General features: G+C 72.5%; 16 protein-coding genes and 1 pseudogene. 12 read left to right on the top strand and 5 right to left on the bottom strand.

What is annotated here, in order from left to right; translation table 11 throughout:
* Positions 1-2: 2 nt before the first annotated feature.
* Positions 3-932 carry an ATP-binding cassette domain-containing protein gene (locus ACF07B_RS27110; RefSeq protein WP_392180843.1) on the bottom strand — a complete coding sequence of 310 codons (930 nt, stop codon included), beginning with the start codon at positions 930-932 and terminating at the stop codon, positions 3-5.
* Between the two features lie 108 nt (positions 933-1040).
* On the opposite strand from ACF07B_RS27110, the gene ACF07B_RS27105 reads away from it, so the two are divergent.
* The 3 genes from ACF07B_RS27105 to ACF07B_RS27095 all read left to right on the top strand — a co-directional run bounded on the left by ACF07B_RS27105 (position 1041) and on the right by ACF07B_RS27095 (position 4137).
* Entirely contained in the window at positions 1041-2204 is a 1164-nt protein-coding gene (locus ACF07B_RS27105) for a sensor histidine kinase (protein WP_392180842.1), read from the top strand.
* 14 nt (positions 2205-2218) lie between these two features.
* A complete protein-coding gene (locus ACF07B_RS27100) occupies positions 2219-2881 on the top strand; it encodes a response regulator (protein WP_392180841.1) in 663 nt (220 codons plus the stop codon).
* Between the two features lie 98 nt (positions 2882-2979).
* Positions 2980-4137 carry an ROK family transcriptional regulator gene (locus tag ACF07B_RS27095; RefSeq protein ID WP_384236243.1) on the top strand — a complete coding sequence of 386 codons (1158 nt, stop codon included), beginning with the start codon at positions 2980-2982 and terminating at the stop codon, positions 4135-4137.
* A gap of 172 nt (positions 4138-4309) precedes the next feature.
* Here the strand turns inward: ACF07B_RS27095 and ACF07B_RS27090 are convergent, their stop codons facing one another.
* The gene (locus ACF07B_RS27090; RefSeq protein WP_369484664.1) at positions 4310-5071 is read right to left on the bottom strand and encodes a GntR family transcriptional regulator; all 762 of its coding nucleotides are present in this window, start codon (positions 5069-5071) and stop codon (positions 4310-4312) included.
* A 278-nt stretch (positions 5072-5349) separates the two neighbouring features.
* Positions 5350-6234 carry an RNA polymerase sigma factor SigJ gene (sigJ, locus tag ACF07B_RS27085; RefSeq protein WP_392180840.1) on the bottom strand — a complete coding sequence of 295 codons (885 nt, stop codon included), beginning with the start codon at positions 6232-6234 and terminating at the stop codon, positions 5350-5352.
* 111 nt (positions 6235-6345) lie between these two features.
* On the opposite strand from sigJ, the gene ACF07B_RS27080 reads away from it, so the two are divergent.
* Positions 6346-6999: an NADPH-dependent F420 reductase gene (locus ACF07B_RS27080; RefSeq protein ID WP_369484662.1), complete on the top strand. Its 654-nt coding sequence runs from the start codon at positions 6346-6348 to the stop codon at positions 6997-6999.
* A gap of 160 nt (positions 7000-7159) precedes the next feature.
* The gene (locus ACF07B_RS27075) at positions 7160-7990 is read left to right on the top strand and encodes an alpha/beta fold hydrolase (RefSeq protein WP_384236249.1); all 831 of its coding nucleotides are present in this window, start codon (positions 7160-7162) and stop codon (positions 7988-7990) included.
* 240 nt (positions 7991-8230) lie between these two features.
* Here ACF07B_RS27075 and ACF07B_RS27070 read toward each other — a convergent pair.
* Positions 8231-9067 (bottom strand): annotated as a pseudogene (locus ACF07B_RS27070) (DMT family transporter); the annotation flags it as partial.
* Between the two features lie 47 nt (positions 9068-9114).
* Here ACF07B_RS27070 and ACF07B_RS27065 point away from each other — a divergent pair.
* The 6 genes from ACF07B_RS27065 to ACF07B_RS27040 all read left to right on the top strand — a co-directional run bounded on the left by ACF07B_RS27065 (position 9115) and on the right by ACF07B_RS27040 (position 18856).
* Positions 9115-10599 (top strand): PLP-dependent aminotransferase family protein, encoded by a 1485-nt coding sequence (locus ACF07B_RS27065; protein WP_392180839.1) that lies wholly within the window; start codon positions 9115-9117, stop codon positions 10597-10599.
* A gap of 145 nt (positions 10600-10744) precedes the next feature.
* The gene (locus tag ACF07B_RS27060) at positions 10745-12340 is read left to right on the top strand and encodes an alkaline phosphatase D family protein (protein ID WP_392180838.1); all 1596 of its coding nucleotides are present in this window, start codon (positions 10745-10747) and stop codon (positions 12338-12340) included.
* 113 nt (positions 12341-12453) lie between these two features.
* Positions 12454-12756, top strand: coding sequence for a hypothetical protein (locus tag ACF07B_RS27055; RefSeq protein WP_392180837.1), 303 nt, complete (start codon positions 12454-12456; stop codon positions 12754-12756).
* A 173-nt stretch (positions 12757-12929) separates the two neighbouring features.
* Positions 12930-14504, top strand: a complete 1575-nt coding sequence (locus tag ACF07B_RS27050) for an SWIM zinc finger family protein (RefSeq protein WP_392180836.1) — start codon at positions 12930-12932, stop codon at positions 14502-14504.
* Complete coding sequence (locus ACF07B_RS27045; RefSeq protein ID WP_392180835.1) at positions 14501-17155, top strand: DUF6493 family protein; 2655 nt, start codon at positions 14501-14503, stop codon at positions 17153-17155. The genes ACF07B_RS27050 and ACF07B_RS27045 overlap by 4 nt, the downstream gene beginning before the upstream one ends.
* 219 nt (positions 17156-17374) lie before the next feature.
* Positions 17375-18856, top strand: coding sequence for a GNAT family N-acetyltransferase (locus ACF07B_RS27040; protein ID WP_392180834.1), 1482 nt, complete (start codon positions 17375-17377; stop codon positions 18854-18856).
* A 96-nt stretch (positions 18857-18952) separates the two neighbouring features.
* Here the strand turns inward: ACF07B_RS27040 and ACF07B_RS27035 are convergent, their stop codons facing one another.
* Complete coding sequence (locus tag ACF07B_RS27035; RefSeq protein WP_392180833.1) at positions 18953-20164, bottom strand: trans-sulfuration enzyme family protein; 1212 nt, start codon at positions 20162-20164, stop codon at positions 18953-18955.
* A gap of 60 nt (positions 20165-20224) precedes the next feature.
* Here ACF07B_RS27035 and ACF07B_RS27030 point away from each other — a divergent pair, with 60 nt between their 5' ends.
* Positions 20225-20731 (top strand): Lrp/AsnC family transcriptional regulator, encoded by a 507-nt coding sequence (locus ACF07B_RS27030; protein WP_326789089.1) that lies wholly within the window; start codon positions 20225-20227, stop codon positions 20729-20731.
* The last annotated feature ends 37 nt before the right edge of the window (positions 20732-20768 follow it).

The raw sequence follows: 20768 nt of genomic DNA, 5'->3' as shown, positions 1-20768 counted from the left end.
GGTCAGGCCTCCTGGGGCTGGGTCGGGGCGGCGGCGAACTCGGTCTCGGTGGCGGTCAGATTCAGATAGGCCTGCTCCAACGTCCCTTCCTCCGCGGCGAGTTCGAGGACGGGGAGACCCGCGGCCGAGGTGAGGTGGCCGATGTCCTCCAGTCGTGCGTCGTACGCGGTCCAGCGGCCGTCCTCGCCCTCGGCGGCCTCGATGCCGTGTTCCGCGAGCAGGCCCCCCAGGGCACGGCTGTCCGTGCTGCGGACCCGGACGCGAGGCCGCACGCGCCCGTCGATGAACGCGCGCATGGGCATGTCGGCCAGAAGCCTGCCGCGGCCGAGGACGACGAGCTGGTCGGCGAAGGAGGCGGTCTCGTTCATGAGGTGGCTGGAGACGAGGACGGTGCGCCCTTCCCCGGCCAGCCGGCGCAGCAGCTCCCGGATCCAGATGATCCCTTCGGGGTCCAGGCCGTTCGACGGTTCGTCCAGGAGCATCACGGGCGGGTCTCCGAGGAGCGCGGCCGCGATGCCCAGACGCTGACGCATGCCCAGGGAGTACGTCTTCACCCGGTGCCCGGCCACCGGGGCGAGCCCCGTCTCCTCCAGCACCTCGTCGACCCGGCGTTCGGGAATGCGGTTGGTGGCGGCGAGGGCCCGCAGGTGGTTCCGGGCGGTCCGCGATCCGTGCGCCGCTCCCGCGTCGAGAAGGGCGCCCACCTTCCGCAGCGGTTCGTCGAGGGTGGCGTACGCGCGGCCCCCGAAGGTGGCGGTGCCGGAGGTGGGCCGGTCCAGGCCCAGCACGAGCCGCATGGTGGTGGACTTCCCGGCGCCGTTGGGGCCGAGGAATCCGGTGACACGGCCCGGGAGAACGCTGAAGGTCAGGTGGTCCACGGCCCGCTTGCCGCCGTACTCCTTGGTCAGGTCTTGGACGTCGATGCTGGTCATGGCCCCAGCCTGGCCGTCGCCGGCCGGTCCGCGCCTCCCCCGCGGGTGGAGATCCTCTCCCCCGCCCGGGGGAGGTCCGTTGTCAGTGGCGGCTGACACGATGGCGCAATGGCCCGATTTCTGCGCCCGCTGCTGTGGGGGACGACGTACACGCGTTTGCTGCACCTGTGGGTGCCGATGCTGTTCGTCAGCGTGTGGCTGTTCATCGACATGTCGAGGCCGTGGGTGCCCGCGCTGATGCTCATTCCGCTGGGGCTGATTCCGGCCGTGCGACGGGGTGAGGGTGTGCAGGCGCGGTTCATGCTGGCGCCGGGCGAGCGAAGTGGTGAGGACACGGCGTTCTCGGTCGCGCCCTCGGCCGGCCTGAGGGACCGGTGGCGGACCGTGCTCTGGCTGGAAGCGCGCATGCTGCTGAGCGTGGCGACCTCCGTGGTCACCGTCTGGCTGCCCGTGTTCGCCGTCGACCTCACCAGGGCGGCCCTCGGCCACTGGCCGTCCGGCGACCCCGTGATCCGGCTCCTGGACCCGCACTGGAGCTGCGCGCTGCTCATTCCCCTGCCCCTGCTCGCCCTGTACGGCGCGGTGGTCGGCCTCGGCGAGCTGACCACCGCGCTCGCCCGGCGGCTCCTCGGCCCCTCCCCCACCGAGCGGCTGGCCGCGCTGGAGGAACGCACCGAACAACTCCTGGAGCGCAACCGCATCGCCCGTGAGCTCCACGACTCCATCGGCCACGCGCTCACCGTCGCCGTGGTGCAGGCCGGCGCCGCACGCGCGGCCGGCGACCCGGAGTTCACCTCCCGTGCCCTGGCCGCCATCGAGGAGACCGGAAGGTCCGCCCTGGAGGATCTGGAGCGGGTGCTGGGTGTGCTGCGCGAGGCGGAGCGTCCCGTGAGCGGCCGTCCCACGCTGACCGACGCCGACCGGCTGCTGGAGTCGGCGCGCGTCTCGGGGGCCAAGGTGGACGCCGAGGTCTCGGGCCCGTTGGAGACGGTGGCGGGACCGGTGTCCAGAGAGGGGTACCGCATCCTCCAGGAGTCGCTCACCAATGTGATCCGGCATGCCGGGAGTGTCCCGGTGCGCGTCCGTATCGAGGTCGGGGACGGCACGCTCTCCCTGGAGGTCCGCAATCCGCTGCCGGACGGCAGATCCGGTGCCGGGCGGGGCAACGGTCTGCGGGGCATACGGGAGCGGGCCGCGCTGCTCGGCGGCAGCGCCCGGACGGGCCCGCACGAGGGTGACTGGCAGGTGCACGCCGAGCTGCCGTTGCACTGATCTACTCTGGCCGGATGCCGGTCACCGTTCTGCTCGTCGACGACGAACCCCTCGTACGCGCGGGGCTGCGCGCCGTACTGGAGGCGCAGCCCGACATCGAGGTCGTCGGTGAGGCCGCCGACGGCGCCGCCGTGATCCCGCTCGTCCGGCAGTTGCGGCCGGACGTGGTCGCCATGGACGTCCGGATGCCCCTGATGGACGGCATCGAGACGACTCGCGCGGTCCTGCGGACGGTCGCCGACCCGCCCAAGATCCTCGTGGTGACGACGTTCGAGAACGACGAGTACGTCTACGAGGCGCTGCGCGCGGGGGCCGACGGCTTCCTCCTCAAGCGGGCGCGGCCGGCCGAGATCGTGCACGCGGTGCGGCTGGTGGCCGAGGGCGAGTCCCTGCTGTTCCCCGCCTCCGTACGGCAGTTGGCGGCCGAGTACGGGGAGAACGGTGGGAATCCGGCGGCACGGGCGGCCATGGATCGGGCCGGGCTGACCGAGCGCGAGGCGGACGTGCTGCGGTTGATGGCACGGGGGATGTCCAACGCCGAGATCGCCGTGCGGCTCGTCGTCGGCACCGAGACGGTCAAGTCGCACGTCAGCTCCGTACTGGCGAAGCTGGGTGCCCGGGACCGTACTCAGGCGGTCATCGCGGCCTACGAGTCGGGGTTCGTGGCGCCGGGCTGATCGCGGCCCGTGCACGGGAAAGGGTCCCCGGCCCTCGCCGGGGTCCCCCACGACGAGTACGATCCGGCCAACACGCGTACAAGCTGGGAGGACGGACGTTGGGGCGGTTGACCGGCGGGGATCCCTCTCTGCTGCGACGGATCAATTCCGCGGTGGTCCTGCACGCCTTGCGTGCCACGGACTGCGCGACCCTCACCGAGATCACCCGGGTGACCGGATTGTCACGGCCGACGGTCGAAGGGGTCGTCGAGGGGCTGATCGAGAACGGGCTCGTCGTCGAGAAGGCGGCCGAGGAGGGCGCCGCACGGCGCCAGGGGCGTCCGGCGCGCAGGTTCCGGTTCCGGGCCGAGGCGGGGCATCTGCTGGGCCTGGAGATCGGCCCTCACCGCGTCGCGGCGCTGCTCGCGGACCTGGACGGGCGCGTGATGGGCGCGATGGCCAAGGACGTGGACGAGACGGCGTCCGCCGACGAGCGGCTGGAACGGCTGCGGGTCGCGGTCGCCGAGCTGCTGCGCAGGGCGGGTGTCGCCCGCAGCTCCCTGCGCGCGGTCGGTGTGGGAAGCCCCGGCATCGTGGAGGCGGACGGCACCGTGCGCCTGGGCACGGCGCTGCCGGAGTGGACGGGACTGCCGCTGGGCGAGCGGCTGAGCCGCTCCTTCAAATGCCCGGTGCTCGTCGAGAACGACGCCAACGCGGCGGCGGTCGCGGAGCACTGGAAGGGTGCGGCGACCGACTCCGACGACGTCGTGTTCGTCCTGGCCGGACTGAGTCCGGGTGCCGGCTCGCTGATCGGCGGGCGGCTGCACCGGGGGTTCGGCGGGGCGGCCGGTGAGATCGGAGCGCTGCACCTGCTGGGCCGTGACGTGACCCCCGAGACGTTGCTGTCGACGACGGACGAGCCGTTGCACCCGCTCGACGAGCAGGCGGTCGCCAAGGTGTTCGCGCTGGCCAGGGACGGCGACCAGCGGGCGCGTGCCGCGATGGACCGTTTCATCCAGCGGCTGGTGCACGACGTGGCGGCTCTGGTCCTCGCCCTCGATCCGGAGCTGGTCGTCATCGGGGGCTGGGCGGCCGGCCTGGACGGCGTGCTGGAGCCGCTGCGGAGTGAGTTGGCACGCTACTGCCTGCGTCCGCCCAAGGTGGCCCTCTCGATGCTGGGGGAGGCGGCCGTGGCGACCGGTGCGCTGCGCCTGGCCCTCGACCATGTGGAGGAGCAGTTGTTCGCGGTGGAGGGAACCGTGACCGCGCGCCGCTGAAGCGCGCGTGACGCCACGGCGCCGGCCCGGCCACAGCCACAGCCACAGCCACAGCCACAGCCACAGCCACAAAACCCGTCGCGCTCCGAAGTGTTCCGGGGTGCGACGGGTGTGGTCGGACGGGTGGGTCGGCGACGCGGACCGCCGAGCGCGGCGGGCCGGGCCGGACGGCTCAGGAGGCGCGACGCTCCGGGTCGTGGTGGATCTCCACGCGGCCGGAGTCACCGAACGTGAGCCGGCAGGTGTCCGCCCGGTACGTGGCCACGGACACCGCCGCGGTGCGCCCCTCGGTGAAGAAACGGGTCGTGACGACGAGAACGGGCGCGCCGGGAAGGCGGTCCAGCTCCTTGGCGTCGTCCGCGCGGGCCGAGCCCAGCTCGACGGCACGGTCCTGGCCTTCGAGTTCCAGGCGCTGGAGTTCGCGCAGCACGGCACGCGCGCGTGCGGCACCCGAGGGCGCGTCGATCGCCGACAGGTCCGGCACCGAGGACGCCGGGATGTACAGAAGCTCGGCGGCGGCGGGCTGACCGTGTGTCACCAGGGAACGGCGTACGGTGTGAACCGACTCGCCGTCGGCGGTCTCCAGGAAGCCGGCCACCGGCGCGGGCGGGGCCGCCACGGTGCAGTCCGCGGCGTGCCAGGCGTCACCTGCCGCCCCCGGCCACACATGCTGTTCGGTTCCGACGGCCACGCCCACGCGCGGTGGCGCGACCGTGGTGCCCACGCCGCGACGGCGCTGCAGGCGGCCTTCCAGTTCGAGCTGTTCGAGCGCCTGGCGCAAGGTCGCCCGAGCGACACCGAAACGGGCCGCCAGATCACGTTCGTTGGGCAGGATCTCGCCCACGGTGAACTCGGAGTCCAGCGCTTCACTGAGCACGGTCCTCAGGTGCCAGTACTTCGGTTCCGGCACCGATTCCAACTGCGTGGTCCCCACCCTGTCCTCCGCAATCGCCGTGGCCCGGCGGCGTTTTAACGCCCTTGTTTATTAAAGGTTCCTGCACTATCCCTGCGACGATAGGGCCGCCTCCACCCTTGGTCAAGACCAATCCTCGAACCCTTACGGATTGCACAGGCGCCCCGCCGCGGAGCGTTCACGGGGTGTTCTCGCCGGGAGACGTTCGCGACACAACGGCGAAAGCCCCCGTACAAGGACGGGGGCTTTCGGAGGCTTTCGCTCTCCTGCGGCGCTGGGGACGAAGGGGTCGTCGGGGCCTAGTCGGCGGGGATCGACACCAGCTTCTCCGGGTTGCGCACGATGTAGACGCACTGGATACGGCCGTCCGCCACGTCCAGTTGGATGATGCTGTCGGGCTTGCCCCCGGACAGCGCGAGCACCGCGAGACCGCCGTTGACCTCCAGGTAGCGCAGCGACAGCCCGGACACACCCTTCTTGGTGACGCCGACGACGAAGCGGCCGACCTTCTCGGCCGAGTCGAGGATCCGCAGCGGCGCCTGGGCGCGCCCTCCGCTGTCGCCGATGAGCCGGGCCTCCGGTGCCAGCAGGGCCACGAGGCCCTCCAGATCGCCCTCGCCCGCCGCGGCGAGGAACCGCTCGGTGAGGTCACGGCGTTCGGCCGGGTCGACCTCGTAGCGTGGCCGCCGTTCCTCCACGTGTCTGCGTGCCCGCCCGGCGAGTTGGCGCACCGCGGGTTCGCCCCGGTCGAGGACGGCGGCGATGTCGGCGTACGGATAGCCGAACGCCTCTCTCAGGACGAACACCGCCCGCTCCAGCGGTGACAGGGACTCCAGGACGACGAGGACGGCGAGGGAGACGGAGTCCGCGAGGACGGCCCGCTCGGCGCTGTCGGGCGCGGCGTCCCCGAAGTCGGTGACGTACGGTTCCGGGAGCCACGGCCCTACGTAGGCTTCACGGCGCGACTGGACCTGGCGCAGCCGGTCGATGGCGAGCCGGGTCGTGACGCGGACCAGATACCCGCGCGGTTCCCGCACGGCCGACCGGTCCTCGGCGGACCAGCGCAGCCACGCTTCCTGGACGACGTCCTCCGCGTCGGCCACCCGGGCGAGCATGCGGTACGCAACACCCATCAGGAAGGGGCGGTGTTCTTCGAAGACATCGGTCGCCGTGTCGCTTGCCACCGCACCATCCCACCCGACACATTCCCCGGTGTCCAGGCGAATCAGCCTCCCCGGAGCACAATGACCGCGGGCCGCCGGTGGCCGGCGGTCCCGAGAACGGGAGGAACGACGATGCGATACGGGGTACTGGGCACGGGCGACGTGGGGCGCGCTCTGGCCGGCAAGCTGGTCGAACTGGGCCACGAGGTCTCCTTGGGCTCGCGCACCAAGGACAACGCGGCGGCCGTCGAGTGGGCCGACGGCGCGGGTCCCACGGCCCATCACGGCACCTTCGCGGACGCCGCCGCGTTCGGCGAGGTGGTCGTGAACGCGGTGGGCGGGCAGGTCGCGCTCGCCGTGCTGAGGTCGGCCGGGGCGGAACACCTGGACGGCAAAGTGCTGTTGGACGTCTCCAACCCCCTGGCGTTCGAGGGCGGCGAGCTGCGGCTGTCCCCCGTCGAGTCGGACAGTGTGGGCGAGCAGATCCAGCGGGAGTTCCCGCGGGCCCGGGTGGTGAAGAGTCTCAACACCGTCAACTGCCAGGTGATGGTCGACCCTTCCAGAGTGCCGGGCGAGCACCAGATCTTCGTCTCCGGTGACGAGGAGAGCGCCAAGGAGCGGGTGACCGCGCTGCTGGGCGAGTTCGGCTGGCCCGCGGAGCGTGTGTTCGACCTGGGGGACATCCGGACCGCGCGGGTCGTGGAGATGTACGTGCCGCTGTGGGTCAAGCTCATGCAGGGCATCGGGCACGCGGACTTCAACGTGGAGGTGCGCAGGGCGCGTTAGTGCCCCACGGAGGCCCACGACCGGGTCCCGCTGTGTGTGGTGACCGGCGTGTGAAGGCTGCCGCGCGGTTCGTGAAAACTCGGGGCTACCCGTCGGTAGCAGTTGCTGACAAGCTGTCTACAGGATGGTTCGTCACGGCGTTCAGACGAGGAGCAGTCCCATGTCCGACACGGTCACCGTCAGCCTCCCCTCACCGCACGGCCCCAAGGCGGTCACCGTGTCCTACGCGCGCGTGGGCACCGGCGAACCGCTGCTCCTGCTGCACGGCATCGGCCATCACCGGCAGGCCTGGGACCCGGTCATCCCCATCCTCGCCGCCGAACGCGACGTGATCGCCGTCGACCTTCCCGGCTTCGGCGTGTCCCCGGCGCTCCCCGAGGGGATGACCCACGACCTGTCGACGGTGGTGTCCCTGCTCGGCGCGCTGTGCGAGGCGCTGGAGATCGGCCGGCCGCACGTCGCCGGCAACTCGCTCGGCGGCCTGCTGGCCCTGGGACTGGCGCGCGAGAAGCTCGTACGGTCCGTCACCGCGCTCTCGCCCGCCGGTTTCTGGTCACCGGTGGAGCGCCGGTACGCCTTCGGCCTGCTGATCGCCATGCGACAGGCGGCCCGCCGCATGCCCGTCCCGGTCATCGAGCGGCTCTCCCGCTCGGCGGCCGGGCGGACGGTGCTGACCAGCACCATCTACGCCCGGCCCGGCCGCCGTTCACCTGACGCGGTCGTCGCCGAGACTCTCGCCCTGGCCCACGCCGAGGGATTCCACGAGACCCTCCGGGCGGGTACGAACGTCCAGTTCACGGACGACATCCCGACGCTCCCCGTCACCGTGGCCTGGGGTACCCGGGACCGGCTGCTGATCCGGCGCCAGGGCGTCCGGGCCAAGCAGATCATTCCGCGGGCGCGGCTGGTGCGGCTGCCCGGCTGCGGCCACGTCCCGATGAACGACGACCCGGCGCTCGTCGCCCGCGTCATTCTCGACGGAAGCCGCTGAGCCGTCCTCGGCGGCAGCGGTCGAACGCCCCTGGTCGACAGCGGTCGAACCGCCTTGGTCGACGGTGGTCGTACGACTCTCGTCGGCAGCGGTCGTACGACCCCGGGGGGCAAGGCGCGTACGGCCCTGGGCGACGGCTTTCGACCTGCCATGGGCCGCTGTCGTCGAGCGGCCCTCCGCGGCAGCCCGGCGGCCGCGCCCGAGGACGAGGCTCAACGCTCCTGATCCGAGGGCGACTCCGGTGCCCACGAGGGCACTGCCCGCGGCCTGCGCGATACCGTACGTGCCCGTGCCCACGAGCGGCGCGGTGCAGGCGGCCGAGACCGGGATGAGGCCGGAGAAGAGCGTCGCGCGCTCCGCGCCGATGCGCTGCACGCCCATGTACCAGCACACGAAGCCGACGACCGTGACGATCGCCGCCTGCCACACCAGCGCGGTCGCCTCGGTCGCGTCCGGCATCCGCAGCCACCCGCCGCCGCCGCTGATCACCCCGACCACCGCCGACTCGGCCGCGGCGACACCGCACACGGTGGCCGACAACAGCCGCGGCCCGAGCGGACGCAGGACCGGCATGGCCAGGACGGCGAAGCCGGCTTCCCCGGCCAGCGCGCCCAGGGAGTACGCGATCCCGGCCGCGTCCGTGCGGCCCCATCCCTGAACGGCGAACGCGCCGAGAGCGACGAGCAACGCGCCGTACAGGACGAGGCGTTGCGGACGACGCCCCTCCTGAAGCGGCAGGAGCACGGCGACGACGACCGGGGCGCAGCCCACGAAGACGCCGGGGACGGCCGGTTCCGCCGTGCGCTCGGCGGCGAGCACCGCAAGGTTGAAGCCGACCATGCCGACGGCCGCGATCAGCGCGAGGCACCCCCACTGGCGGACCGTGAGCCGCCGGAGCGGGTCGGCGCCACCCCGGCCGACGAGGGGCAGCAGAAGGACACAGGCGAGGCCGTAGCGCAGGAACTGGCCGCCCGCGTACGGGTAGTGGCCCAGGACGCTGTTGGCGGTGAAGGAACCTCCGACGAGGACACAGGCGAGGGCGGCGAGCAACGCGCCCCGGGTGGTGGTGGCGTTCATGACTCCGACGCTATGAACGGACGTGGTCCGGTTTAAGGTCCACTTCCATGACGTCATCGGGGACCAATCGCGACGGGCCGCCGGGTCCCGCTCCGACAGCGCGGCCACCCTCGTGGACGGCCGCGTGGGAGCTGCTCCTGCCGGCGGCGTCGGCGCCGCCCCGCGCGCGGGGACGCACCCTTCAGGCCGCCCTGCGCGAGGCGGTCCGCTCCGGGCGGCTCGCGCCCGGCACCCGGCTGCCGTCCAGCCGTGAGCTGGCCGGTGATCTCGGCGTGTCGCGTGGGCTGGTCACGGAGGCGTACGAGCAGTTGACGGCGGAGGGGTATCTGCGCAGTGACCGCGGGGCCGGTACCTGGGTCGGTGGCGCGGTCCGCGCGGTCGGCCCGCGCGCGCGTGACCACGCCCCGCGGGCGGCAGGGGTGCGGGCCGACTTCGTCGCGGGAACGCCCGACCTGTCCCTCTTTCCGCGCTCCGCGTGGGCCGCGGCGCATCGCGGAGTGCTGGCCGAACTGCCCCACCAGGCACTGGGCTACCCGGATCCGCGTGGTCTGCCGGGACTGCGGACCGCGCTCGCCGAACTCCTCGTACGCCGCCGGGGCGTGGTCGCGGACCCGGAGCGCGTCATCGTGGTCTCCGGGGTCGCCCAGGCGATGACCCTGCTCGGATTCGTGCTCCACGCGCGCGGGACACCCGCCGTGGGCGTCGAGCGGCCGGGCAGCCCGGAACTGGGCTCGCTGTTCGCCTCGGCGGGCGTCGGCAGCGTACGGCTGCCGCTGGACGACGAGGGAATCACGGTCGCTCCGCTCCATGCCTCCGGCCTACGAGCCGTGGTGACGACGCCCGCCCACCAGTTCCCCACGGGGATCGCGTACTCGGCACGGCGCCGCGCCGAACTCCTCGACTGGGCCCGGTCCGTGGACGGGCTGGTGATCGAGGACGACTACGACGGCGATTTCCGCTACGACCGTGCCCCGGTGGGCGCGCTTCAGGGACTCGACCCCGAGCATGTCGCGTACACGGGCTCGGTCAGCAAATCGCTGGCTCCGGGGCTTCGGCTCGGCTGGCTCCTCGTTCCGGCCCGCCATTTCGAGGAGGTCGTCGAGCGCAAACGGACCATGGACCTCGGCAACCCGGTCCTCGACCAGGCGCTGCTGGCCCGTTTCGTCGAGCGCGGCGACTACGACCGTCAACTGCGCCGCTGCCAGCGCGCCTACCGGGAGCGGCGTGACGTCCTGGTCGCGGCCCTGGAGGAGCATTTTCCGGGCACGGAGGTCTCCGGCATCGCGGCGGGTCTGCATGTCGTCGCCGCGCTGCCCGCCCGGTACGGGCCACAGGACCGCTTCGTCGCACGGGGCGCGGCGGCCGGGGTCGTGGTCCGGCCGTCGGCACACTACGGAGCGACGGCCGCGGACGGCGTACGGCTCGTGCTGGGGTACGCCCATCTGGCGCCCGCGCGGATACGGGACGGCGTGCGGCTGATGGCGGAGGCCGTACGCGGCCGGGACGCGCTCGACGAGTCCCCGGCGCTCTGAGGGATCCTGGGGCCGGCTCCGCGGGATCCGCTTCGATTCCGTACCTCTCGGGACCGGTTGTTCACCCGTGGTTCGCGTGCGCGCCGCGGCGTACCAGTAGGTGTGGCTCTGCACACTGGCCGAGTCCGACCCCGGAGGCGTATCCATGGCGCACCGTCCGCTCAGCTCGTTCCCCGGCCGCCGCAGCGTGCTGCGCGGCTCCCTGGCCGCGTCGGCGGCCCTGGCCCTGCCCACCACGCTCGGCTCGGCACCGGCCCTCGCCCTGTCCGGCCGGCCGAAGGCGGGCTGGGGCGTCCAGACCGGTGACGTGACCACCGACTCCGGTCTGGTGTGGGTCCGCTCCGACCGGCCCGCCCGGATGATCGTCGAGACCTCGGCGACCGCGTCGTTCCGCGACTCGCGCAGATGGCACGGTCCGTTGCTCGGCGCGGACACGGACTTCACGGGGACCACCCGGCTGCGCGGACTGCCGTCCGGCGAACAGATCCACTACCGCGTCCTGCTCGCCGACCCCGACGACCCCCGGCGCACCGGGGAGCCGGTGAGCGGTACGTTCCGTACGGCTCCGCACAGCCGGCGCGACGGTGTCCGGTTCCTGTGGTCGGGCGACCTGGCGGGACAGGGCTGGGGCATCAACCCGGACATCGGCGGCTACCGCATCTACGACGCGATGGCCCGGCTCGACCCCGACTTCTTCCTGTGCAGCGGTGACAACATCTACGCGGACGGCCCGATCGCCGCGACGGCCGCTCTCCCCGACGGCAGCACCTGGCGGAACATCACGACCGAGGAGAAGTCCAAGGTCGCCGAGTCGCTGGCGGAGTTCCGCGGCAATTTCCGCTACAACCTGCTCGACGAGAACCTCAGACGCTTCAACGCCCAGGTGCCTTCCGTCATCCAGTGGGACGACCACGAGGTGCGCAACAACTGGTATCCCGGTGAGGTGGTCGCCACCACGGACACGCGCTACAAGGAGAAGAGCGTCGACGTCCTGGCGGCCCGGGCCCGGCGCGCGTTCGGCGAGTACTTCCCCGTGTCGACCCTGCGCCCGGGTGACCGGGACGGACGCGTGCACCGGGTCGTGCGGCACGGTCCGCTCCTGGACGTGTTCGTCCTCGACATGCGCACCTACCGCAACGCCAACTCCCCCGACGACCAGGCGACGGACCCGCAGGGCATCCTCGGCGCCGGGCAGTTGGAGTGGCTGAAGCGCGAACTGTCGCGCTCGCGGGCCGTGTGGAAGGTGATCGCCGCGGACATGCCGCTCGGCCTCGTCGTACCGGACACGACCGAAGGACGGCCGAACATCGAGGCCCTGGCGCAGGGCGACCCCGGCCTGCCCCTCGGACGGGAACTCCAGCTGGCCGAGCTGCTGCGCTTCGTCAAGCACCGCCGGATCACGGGCACCGTATGGCTCACCGCGGATGTGCACCACACCTCGGCGCAGCACTACCAGCCGTCGCGGGCCGCCTTCACCGACTTCGAGCCGTTCTGGGAGTTCGTCTCCGGTCCGCTGAACGCGGGAGCCTTCCCGGCCGGCGTGCTGGACAACACCTTCGGTCCGGAGCGGGTGTTCGTGAAGGCACCCGTCGCCTCGAACGTCTCGCCCGCCGGCGGCTATCAGTTCTTCGGCGAGGTCGACATCGACGGCGACAGCGGGGAGTTGACGGTGCGGCTGCGGGAACAGGACGGAACCGCGCTGTTCACACAGGTGCTCCAGCCGGGGCGCGTAGGCCAGTAAGGGCACCGGTCCGCCGCGCCGGAACCACAGCTGAACGGCTCGCCTCGGTCCTGAAGACTCCTCCGCGGCCTTCGCGGTACCGTCACGGCAGTCGATCACGGGGAGGGGCACGGATGATCAGGCGGTGGCCGATGACGGTGGGCGTGAACCTGCTGCTGGGAATCCCAGGGGTGGTGCCGATCTGGTTGCTGTGGTTCCTGACGGCGAACTGGATCGATCCGGCGCCGACGGAGAACGACGGCATGGCCCTCTGGCTGGTGATCGTCGTACCCGTCGTCGGCCTGTACGCGCTGCTGTGGTCGGTCACCAACCGGGCCCTTGCCCGCAGGACCGCGCTCCCTGCCCGGAGCTACTGGCTGCTCAGCGTGACGGGCGCGTTGGTGCCCACCACCGCACTCGTCCTGATGTACCCCTGATCCGTTCCGCACCGCTGTACCCCTGATCCGTTCCGCGCCGCAACGAGCGGTGGACCGCGGACCGTTGCGGAAAGACGCGGGTGCCTGCCGAAGGATCTCAACCGCGGTTGCCCTTCGGCGGGCGTCGTCGCAGGTCAGAGGTGATTGTCAGTGGTCGCCTCTACGGTTTTTCCATGACGCGATCGTTGCAGGCCGTGGCCTACACCCGACCCTCCGCGCTGGAGTCCGCGCCCGGCGGGCGGCGGCTGGGACTCGAGACCTCGCGGGGCTCGACGCCCACGGGTGTCGAGGACCATCCGCGGTTCTTCGCGGGCTTTCTGACGTCACCCCAAGTGGCCGCAGCGGGGCTGCTGGCGGTGGCCGATGTCGCCGCGGCGCGTTACTACCAGCCCCAACTGCGCGCGTCCCTCGACCCGGTGGTCACGGGCAACGGTGACCGTCTGCGGTTCGAGTCCTTCTCCGGCTGTGGCGGGGTGTACGCGCGTCTGGACGTGCTGGCACCGGGCCTCGACGGCGACGAGATCGGGCACGGGACGACGAACGTCGACGTCAACAACCCCCTGCGCGAGGCTCTTTCGCGCATCGGCACGGACGACCCCCTGCATCTCCGGGTCGGCCCCGACGAGATGGCCGTGACCACGCTGGACGGACCGGTGGTGGAGAAGAAGGTGCCGTTGCCCGACCGCTGGCTGCGCGGATTCGCCGAGGCCCAGGTGACGGCGGCGGGATTCGATCTGCGGGCCGAGCTCCCCGCGGCCGAGGCCGTGCGGTTCCTGCGTTCCCTCCCGCGGGGCACGGGACGCGGCAGGCCGGGAGGCGCACAGTGGGTGGTGCCGACGGGCCGGGGACTGCGTCCGACGACCCGGCCGGTTCCGGGAGCCGTGTGCCTGCCCGGGCCCGACCGGCTGATCGCGCTCCAGCGGGTGCTGCGCCATGCGACGGCCCTGCGGGTGTACGGCCCGCCGGTCACCGGGGACACCGCCCTGGCCGGCGCCTGGGAAGCGGTCCTGCCCGGCATGCGGCTGACGCTCACGCTGTCGCCCGATGCCTCCCGGGGCTTCTCCGGAGAGGGCGGGGTGCTGGACGCCCTCGCCACCGACGAGGCCGCCGAGGACGCGGAGCTGATCGCGGTGCTGCTGGCGTGGGAACCGCGCGTCGACGCGGGCGATCTGGCCGCCGCCTCCGGCCTGCCGGCCGAGCGGGTGAGAGCGGCCCTGGTCCGGCTGGGCACATCGGGGCGCGTGGGCTACGACACCGCGGAAGCCGCGTACTTCCACCGGGAACTGCCCTACGACGCGGGGCGGGCCGAGCGGCACAACCCGCGCCTGCGGTCGGCCCACGCCCTGGTCGGCGCGGGCGCGGTCACCCTGGACGGAGCCATCGGCACGGTGACCGCGGACGACGGACATGTGCACCGCGTCCGCGACGACGCGGGAACGCTGAGCTGTTCCTGCCTGTGGTGGGCGAAGTACCGGGGCGGCCGGGGGCCGTGCAAACACGCTCTCGCGGTACGCATGGTGCGGCGGGGCGCTCGGGCCGAGCACAAGACCCCGGCCGGAAACGGGAACGGAAACGGGAACGGTCAGGCCACGACCGCGGCTCCGGCTCCGGCTCCGGCTCCGGCTCCGGCTCCGGCTCCGGCTCCGGCTCCGGCTCCGGCTCCGGCTCCGGCTCCGGCTCCGGCTCCGGCTGGGGAACGACGTGAGGAATTCCTGGAAGTTCCGTTCGACGGGGGCGATGGGCGATGAGCGGCGAGGCACTGCTGAAGGCGGTACGGGCGGGACGGACGGTCGAGGCCGCCGGGCTCCTGGACGGGATGACCGATGGTGAACGCCGGGCCTGTCTGCCCGCGCTGAGGGAACTCCGCAAGGAGTTGCGGTCGTCGCCGTGGGACGCGGCGTCGCGCGTGGCCTGTCCCGCGCTGCACGCGGCGGGAGCCGCGTGTCACACGGGCGCCGCCGGCGCGGCGACCTGGATCGCCGGCGTCGACATGCGCTGGTCCCAGGCCTCCCCCGGTGTTCTGCTCCACGTGCTGGGCGACCGCGAGACCGACTGGCTCACCGATCTGACGCACCGGCTCGCCGCCCGGCCGGCGACGTCCCGGGTCCCGTTCGCCCTGTTGTCGGGTCTGGTGGCGTTGTCCGGCTGCGAGGTTCCGACGACCGACGCCTATGTGCGGGGCTGGCTGGAGCACATCGGTGCTTCATGGCACGGCGGAGGCACGGTGGCGCAGCGGTTGCGCAAGGAGCCGCACCTGTCCGTGATGATCACCGCGCTCTTCGAGTCGCTGGAGGTCACGGGTCAGATCGCCTGGCTGTTCGGCGACGGACCGGGCAGCTGGTACAGCGCCCTGGCCGAGCTGTCCGCGGAGGGAACCCTCGACCGGAAGGTCGTGCTGGACGCCTGCGTCGCGCGGCTCCTGCGCGGTGGCGCCCCGGCCGACCAGCGGGTCTTCCTGCGCCTGTTGTCGTCCCTGGCTCCGACGCGGGACGAGGAACGCGAGCGCTCCGGCGACTGGACGGTGCTCGCCTGCCAGGCCGTCCCGACCGTCGCCTGGTACGCGCAGTCGGTCCTCGCCTCTCTCGCGCTGGACGGCGAGTTGACGACCCGGCAGCTGGCCGAGATGTCCTCGGGCGTGCTCTTCCGTACGGAGAAGAAGCTGGTACGCGCCCAGCTCGTCCTGCTGGGGAAGGTCCTCAAGCGTGATCCCTCCACGGCTCAGGTGCTGCTGCCCGCGCTGGCGGAGGCCTTCGGGCACGAGGACACGGAGGTGCAGGAGCGTGCGCTCAAGCTGGTGGAGCGGCACGCCACCGCGCTGCCCGACTCGGGCGGCGCGCGGGAACGGCTCGGCGAGCTCACCGCCGACCTGAGCCCTGGGCTGCGGCTCCGGGCAGAGCGAGTCCTCGGCATCGAGTCGCCGGGCTCCGCTTCGGGGGTCCAGGAGGAGGTGCTGCCGCCCGTTCCCGAGCGGGCACGGCTGGCGGCGGCGCCGGCCTCGGTGACCGAACTGGCCGAGGAGGTCAGCGCGATACTGGCTTCCGGTGGCGGCGTCGCGGCGTTCGAGCGCGCTCTGGACGGCCTGGTCCGCCACGCCCACCGTGACCGGGTCGCTCTGGTAGAGGCCCTCGGTCCCGTGGTCGCGCGCTGCTGGTGGAAGGACCGCGATCCGAGCTACCCGGTCGTGGACCGGAGCTTCCGTGAGTCGGCGCAGGGTCTCGAAGTCGTCCTGGCGGCCCTGTTCGAGGGGGTCGGCATGGACACGCTCCATGCGGCGGTGCAGCACGGACCCACGAGCGGGAACTGCCATCACAGCGCGCTCTCCCGTGCCCTCGACGCGCGTCTGTGGGAGGCGGCCTACCGCCTCCGCACCGACCCGATGCCGTTCCTGCTGGCCACTCCCACCTGGGACACCGGGCTGCTGGAGCCGGACGAGCTGGTGGAACGCCTCACCGAGTACCGGCGGCTCGACGCCCGGCCGGGCACGGCCGACTTCGCGCAGGCACTCCTGCGCGTACGGCGCGACGACCGTGCGACGGCGGAGGCGGCCGCGGCGCGCGCCCGCAGGCTCGGCAGCCCCGAGGGGTACCGGCTGGCCCAGTGGCTCACCGCCGAAGGACCGCTGCTCCCGGCGAGCCGCCGACGGACCTCGGGCGCGCGCGTCCTTCTGGAACTGGGCGAACTGGAAGATATACAGGGCTTGTTCCCCAAGGAGTTCCGGCCGCTGGGCCGCCCCCTCACGGTGTTCAAGGGGCACGGGTACTGCCGGCACTGGGGTGTCATGGACCAGCGGCAGTGGCCGGCCGTCGTACCGGGACGCCGGGAACTGGTGGCGGCGCGTCTGCTGCGCGACATCAGCACGGCCGCGATGGAGGACAGCCGCATGGACGCCGCGATGCTGCCGCTGCTCGCCGAGGCCGACGGCACAGCGGGCGAGGCTCTGCACCTGTGCCTCGCGTACGGGCTCGGGGCCAGGTTTCCGGAGGACCGGCTCGCCGCGGTGGACGCCCTGCTGGTCCTCGCCGCCCGGGGACAGCTCGACGCCGGGCGGCTCGGCTCGGACATGGGGCAGCTCGTGCGCAGGGGCGCGCTGAAGAAGTCCCGACTGTCCGAGTCGATCCGCACGGCGGCGTCGACGGGCGCGTACGCCACGGTGTGGTCGGTGCTGCTCGGCCTGTTGCCGGCCCTGCTGACCGGCCTCGCCGCCGACAGGGCGGGCGGCGGCGGCGCGGTGCGGGGCCTCGGTGAGCTGCTGGCCATCGGCGCCGACTGCGCCGAGCGCTCCGGGGCGCGCGGTGATCTGGCCCATCTCGCCGGTACCGCCGAGCGGCAGGGCTCGTCCAAGGTCGTGATCCAGGCCAGACGGCTGCGGACCGCGCTGACGCGGGAGGCCGTCGCCTGACACAGGTCTCGCCGCCCGGCTCGGGGCCGCCGCCCGTGTGTTCTAGGACGATCAAGGGTCCGGCGGCTCTGACCAGGTGAGGCGGCCAGGTCTCGCGTCCGAGGCAAAAGACCCGCAAAAAGAACTGCAAAAAGGACAGAACGACACTTAACCGATCAGTCACAAGCCGTTCGTGATCACGCAACACCATTCCTTCACAGTGACGGTATGACTCCTGACATGTCTGATGTGACGCGTGCGAAGCACGGACGGCCCGTTCACCACTGGCGACGGGACCTCGTGGAACTCGCCGCGCTGTTCACGGCCGTGGCGGTCGCGGACGGCGTGGCCAATCTGATCGGGCACGGGCCCGACGGCCCCGCGCTGCTGGTGATCTCGGCGGTACTCCTGGTCGCCACGGCCGGATTCCACACATGGTGGGCACGGCGCCACGGTCACGCGCCCCCGACGACGGATACCGACGCCCGGCCGCCCTCGGACGGGCGAACGGGCGCGCTGTCCGGGGAGGCCGGGGCAGCCTCAGCGCCGCTGCCCGCCGTGGGGGCGACCGTGCTGCTGCGGATGCGTACGACGGTCCAGGACGCGCCGGGTTCGCTCGCCGCGCTGTGCACCGCGCTCGCACAGCACCAGGTCGACATCCTGAGCCTCCAGACGCACCCGCTGGCGGACGGAACGGTCGACGAGTTCCTGCTGCGCGCGCCCGCCGAGCTGGCCAGTTCCGAGATCACCCACAGCGTGGCGCAGGCCGGCGGCAGCTCGACGTGGATCGAGCGGGCCGATGCCCACGACCTGGTGGACGCACCGACCCGGGTGCTCGGCCTGGCCACCCGTACCGCCCTCGACGCCTCCGAACTGCCGCTCGCACTGAGGCAGTTGCTCGGCCGGTGCACGATCCGTTCACTGCCCGCCGCCTCTCCCCTCTCCGGCCGGGCGACGCAGGGCGCTCCCGTGGAGGGGGCACTTGAGGACACCGTGATGCGGCTGCGCGCTCCGGAGGGCGGGGTGATCACGGTGGAACGGCCGTATCTGCCGTTCACACCGACCGAGTTCGCCCGGGCGCGTGCGCTGGTCGAACTGGACGCGCGGCTCGGCCCCCGCGTTCCGCGCGGGCAGGACATGCTGACGCTGCCCGAGGGCAACGCGATCACGGTGCAGCGCGCGGACGTCTCCGACGTCGAGGCCGCCAAGGAGATGCACGAGCGCTGCTCGCCGCGCACGTTGAGCATGCGGTACCACGGCCCCGTCGGCGACGCGGACCGGTACCTCAACCACCTGCTCAGCCCCAGTTTCGGGCGCACGCTCGCCGTCCGGACGGCATCCGGCCGCATCGTCGGACTCGGTCACCTGCTCTGGGACGGTGACGAGACGGAGGTCGCGCTGCTCGTCGAGGACGACTGGCAGCGGCGGGGAATCGGCGTCGAACTGCTCGGCCGCCTCGTGACGATGGCGGTGGAGGCGGGCTGCGCGAGCGTGTACGCCGTCACGCAGGCGTCGAACACCGGCATGGTCGCCGCCATGCGCGGCCTCGGCCTCCCGCTCGACTACCAGATCGAGGAGGGCACCCTGGTCATCACCGCCCGCCTGGACACGACACCGGTGACGTCGCCGCAGCCGTACGCCCAGCACCACGGTCACAGCCACGCCCCGCAGGGCACGGCGAAGGGAATCGGCCAGGGAAGCAGGGGGACAGGGCGCTCCTAGCCCGAATCCCCGGTCCGCTCCCCCATCCCCGTCCACTCCGGGGCGCGCGCCCGGCACCACCGGGCGAGCGCCGCGGACCCCGGACGCCGGTCCCGCTCATTCCCCGCCGCGGGACCCCAGGGCCGTGTCCAGGTCGGACCACAGGTCGTCCACGTCCTCCAGGCCGACCGACAGGCGCAGCAGGCGGTCGCTGACGCCCGCGTCCTGGCGGTCCGCCGTCGGGACGATGCGGTGGCTTATGGAGGCCGGGTGCTGGATGAGGCTGTCGACGCTGCCGAGGCTCACGGCGGGGGTGATCAGCCGGACTCCGGCGATGACGTCGTGCGGGTCGCCGTGCACCTCGAAGGCGATCATCGCGCCGCCGATGCGCGGATAGTGGACACGGGCGACGCGGGGATCGCCGGCGAGCCGGCGGGCGAGTTCCGCGGCGTTCGAGGAGGCCGCCCGGACCCGGACGGGCAGGGTCGACAGGCCGCGCAGCAGGAGATAGCCGGCCAGCGGGTGCAGGACGCCTCCCGTCGCGAAGCGCACCTGACGCAGCTTGCGGGCGAACTCCTCGTCGCAGGCGACCACGCCGGCCATGACGTCCCCGTGTCCGCCCAGGTACTTGGTGGCGCTGTGCAGGACCAGTCGCGCGCCGTGCTCGGCGGGGCGTTGCAGCACGGGGGTCGCGAAGGTGTTGTCGGCGAGGAGCGGGACGGACCCGCAGGAGTGGGCCACGGCCCGCAGGTCGAGTTCGGCGAGCGTCGGGTTGGCCGGGGACTCGACCATCACGAGACCCGTGTCGGGGCGCAGCGCGTCGGCGATGCCGGCCGGGTCGACCCAGGTGACCTCGCTGCCGAGCAGCCCGGCGGTCAGGAGGTGGTCGCTGCAGCCGTACAGCGGACGCACGGCGACGACATGGCGCAGGCCCATCGCGTTGCGTACGAGGAGGACGGCGCTCAGCGCGGCCATACCGCTCGCGAAGGCGACCGCGCTCTGTGTGCCTTCGAGGCGCGCGAGGGCGGTCTCGAAGCGGGCCACGGTCGGATTGCCGAGGCGCGCGTAGACGGGCGGTCCCTCGGGTTCGGCGCCGTCGGCCGCGAAGGCGTCGATCCGGGCGGCCTCGCCGCGGCTGTCGTACGAGGGATAGGTGGTGGACAGGTCGATCGGGGCCGCGTGCAGCCCGAGGGCGGCCAGGTCCTCCCGGCCGGCGTGCACGGCTTCCGTGGCGAGTGCCCGGGTCGGAGCCGCGATGACCTGGCCGCTTCCGCTCAGGTCGTCCTGCGCGTCCTGCGCGCCCTGCGTGTCGTACACAACGGAGTCCATGCGCCGAAGCCTGAACACCGGGCGGGGTTTCGGCGCCGAATCCCGTGTTACGTTCGCGCCATGGCTGATTCCGTCGTACTCGATCCGGTCGATCTTCATCTGTTGCGGCTGTTGCAGAACGACGCACGGACGACCTACCGGGATCTCGCGGCACAGGTCGGCGTCGCGCCGTCGACCTGCCTCGACCGGGTGACCCGGCTGCGCCGGGCGGGAGTCATTCTCGGCCATCAGCTGCGACTGGACCCGGCGAAGCTCGGACGGGGTCTGGAGGCGCTGCTGTCCGTCCAGGTCCGCCCGCACCGCCGGGAACTGGTGGGACCCTTCGTCGACCGCATCCGGGTGCTCCCGGAGTCGCGGACCGTCTTCCATCTGACCGGCCCCGACGACTACCTCGTGCATGTCGCGGTCGCGGACATGGCGGATCTGCAGCGGCTGGTGCTCGACGAGTTCACCTCGCAGCGTGAAGTGGCCCGGGTCGAGACACGGTTGATATTCCAGCAGTGGGACTGCGGCCCCTTGCTGCCGCCCGCCGCGCCGGGCCCGTCGTCCCCGGCCAAATCCGGCTGATGCGGTGAAAAGCCCGGTTGGGCGGGCTGACGCGGCG

The organism is Streptomyces sp. NPDC015532 (genome assembly GCF_043078065.1).
In the GTDB taxonomy this organism is placed as follows: Bacteria; Actinomycetota; Actinomycetes; order Streptomycetales; family Streptomycetaceae; genus Streptomyces.
The sequence above is the reverse complement of the archived record's forward strand: the minus strand, read 5'-3'. Positions and strand labels throughout refer to the sequence as shown.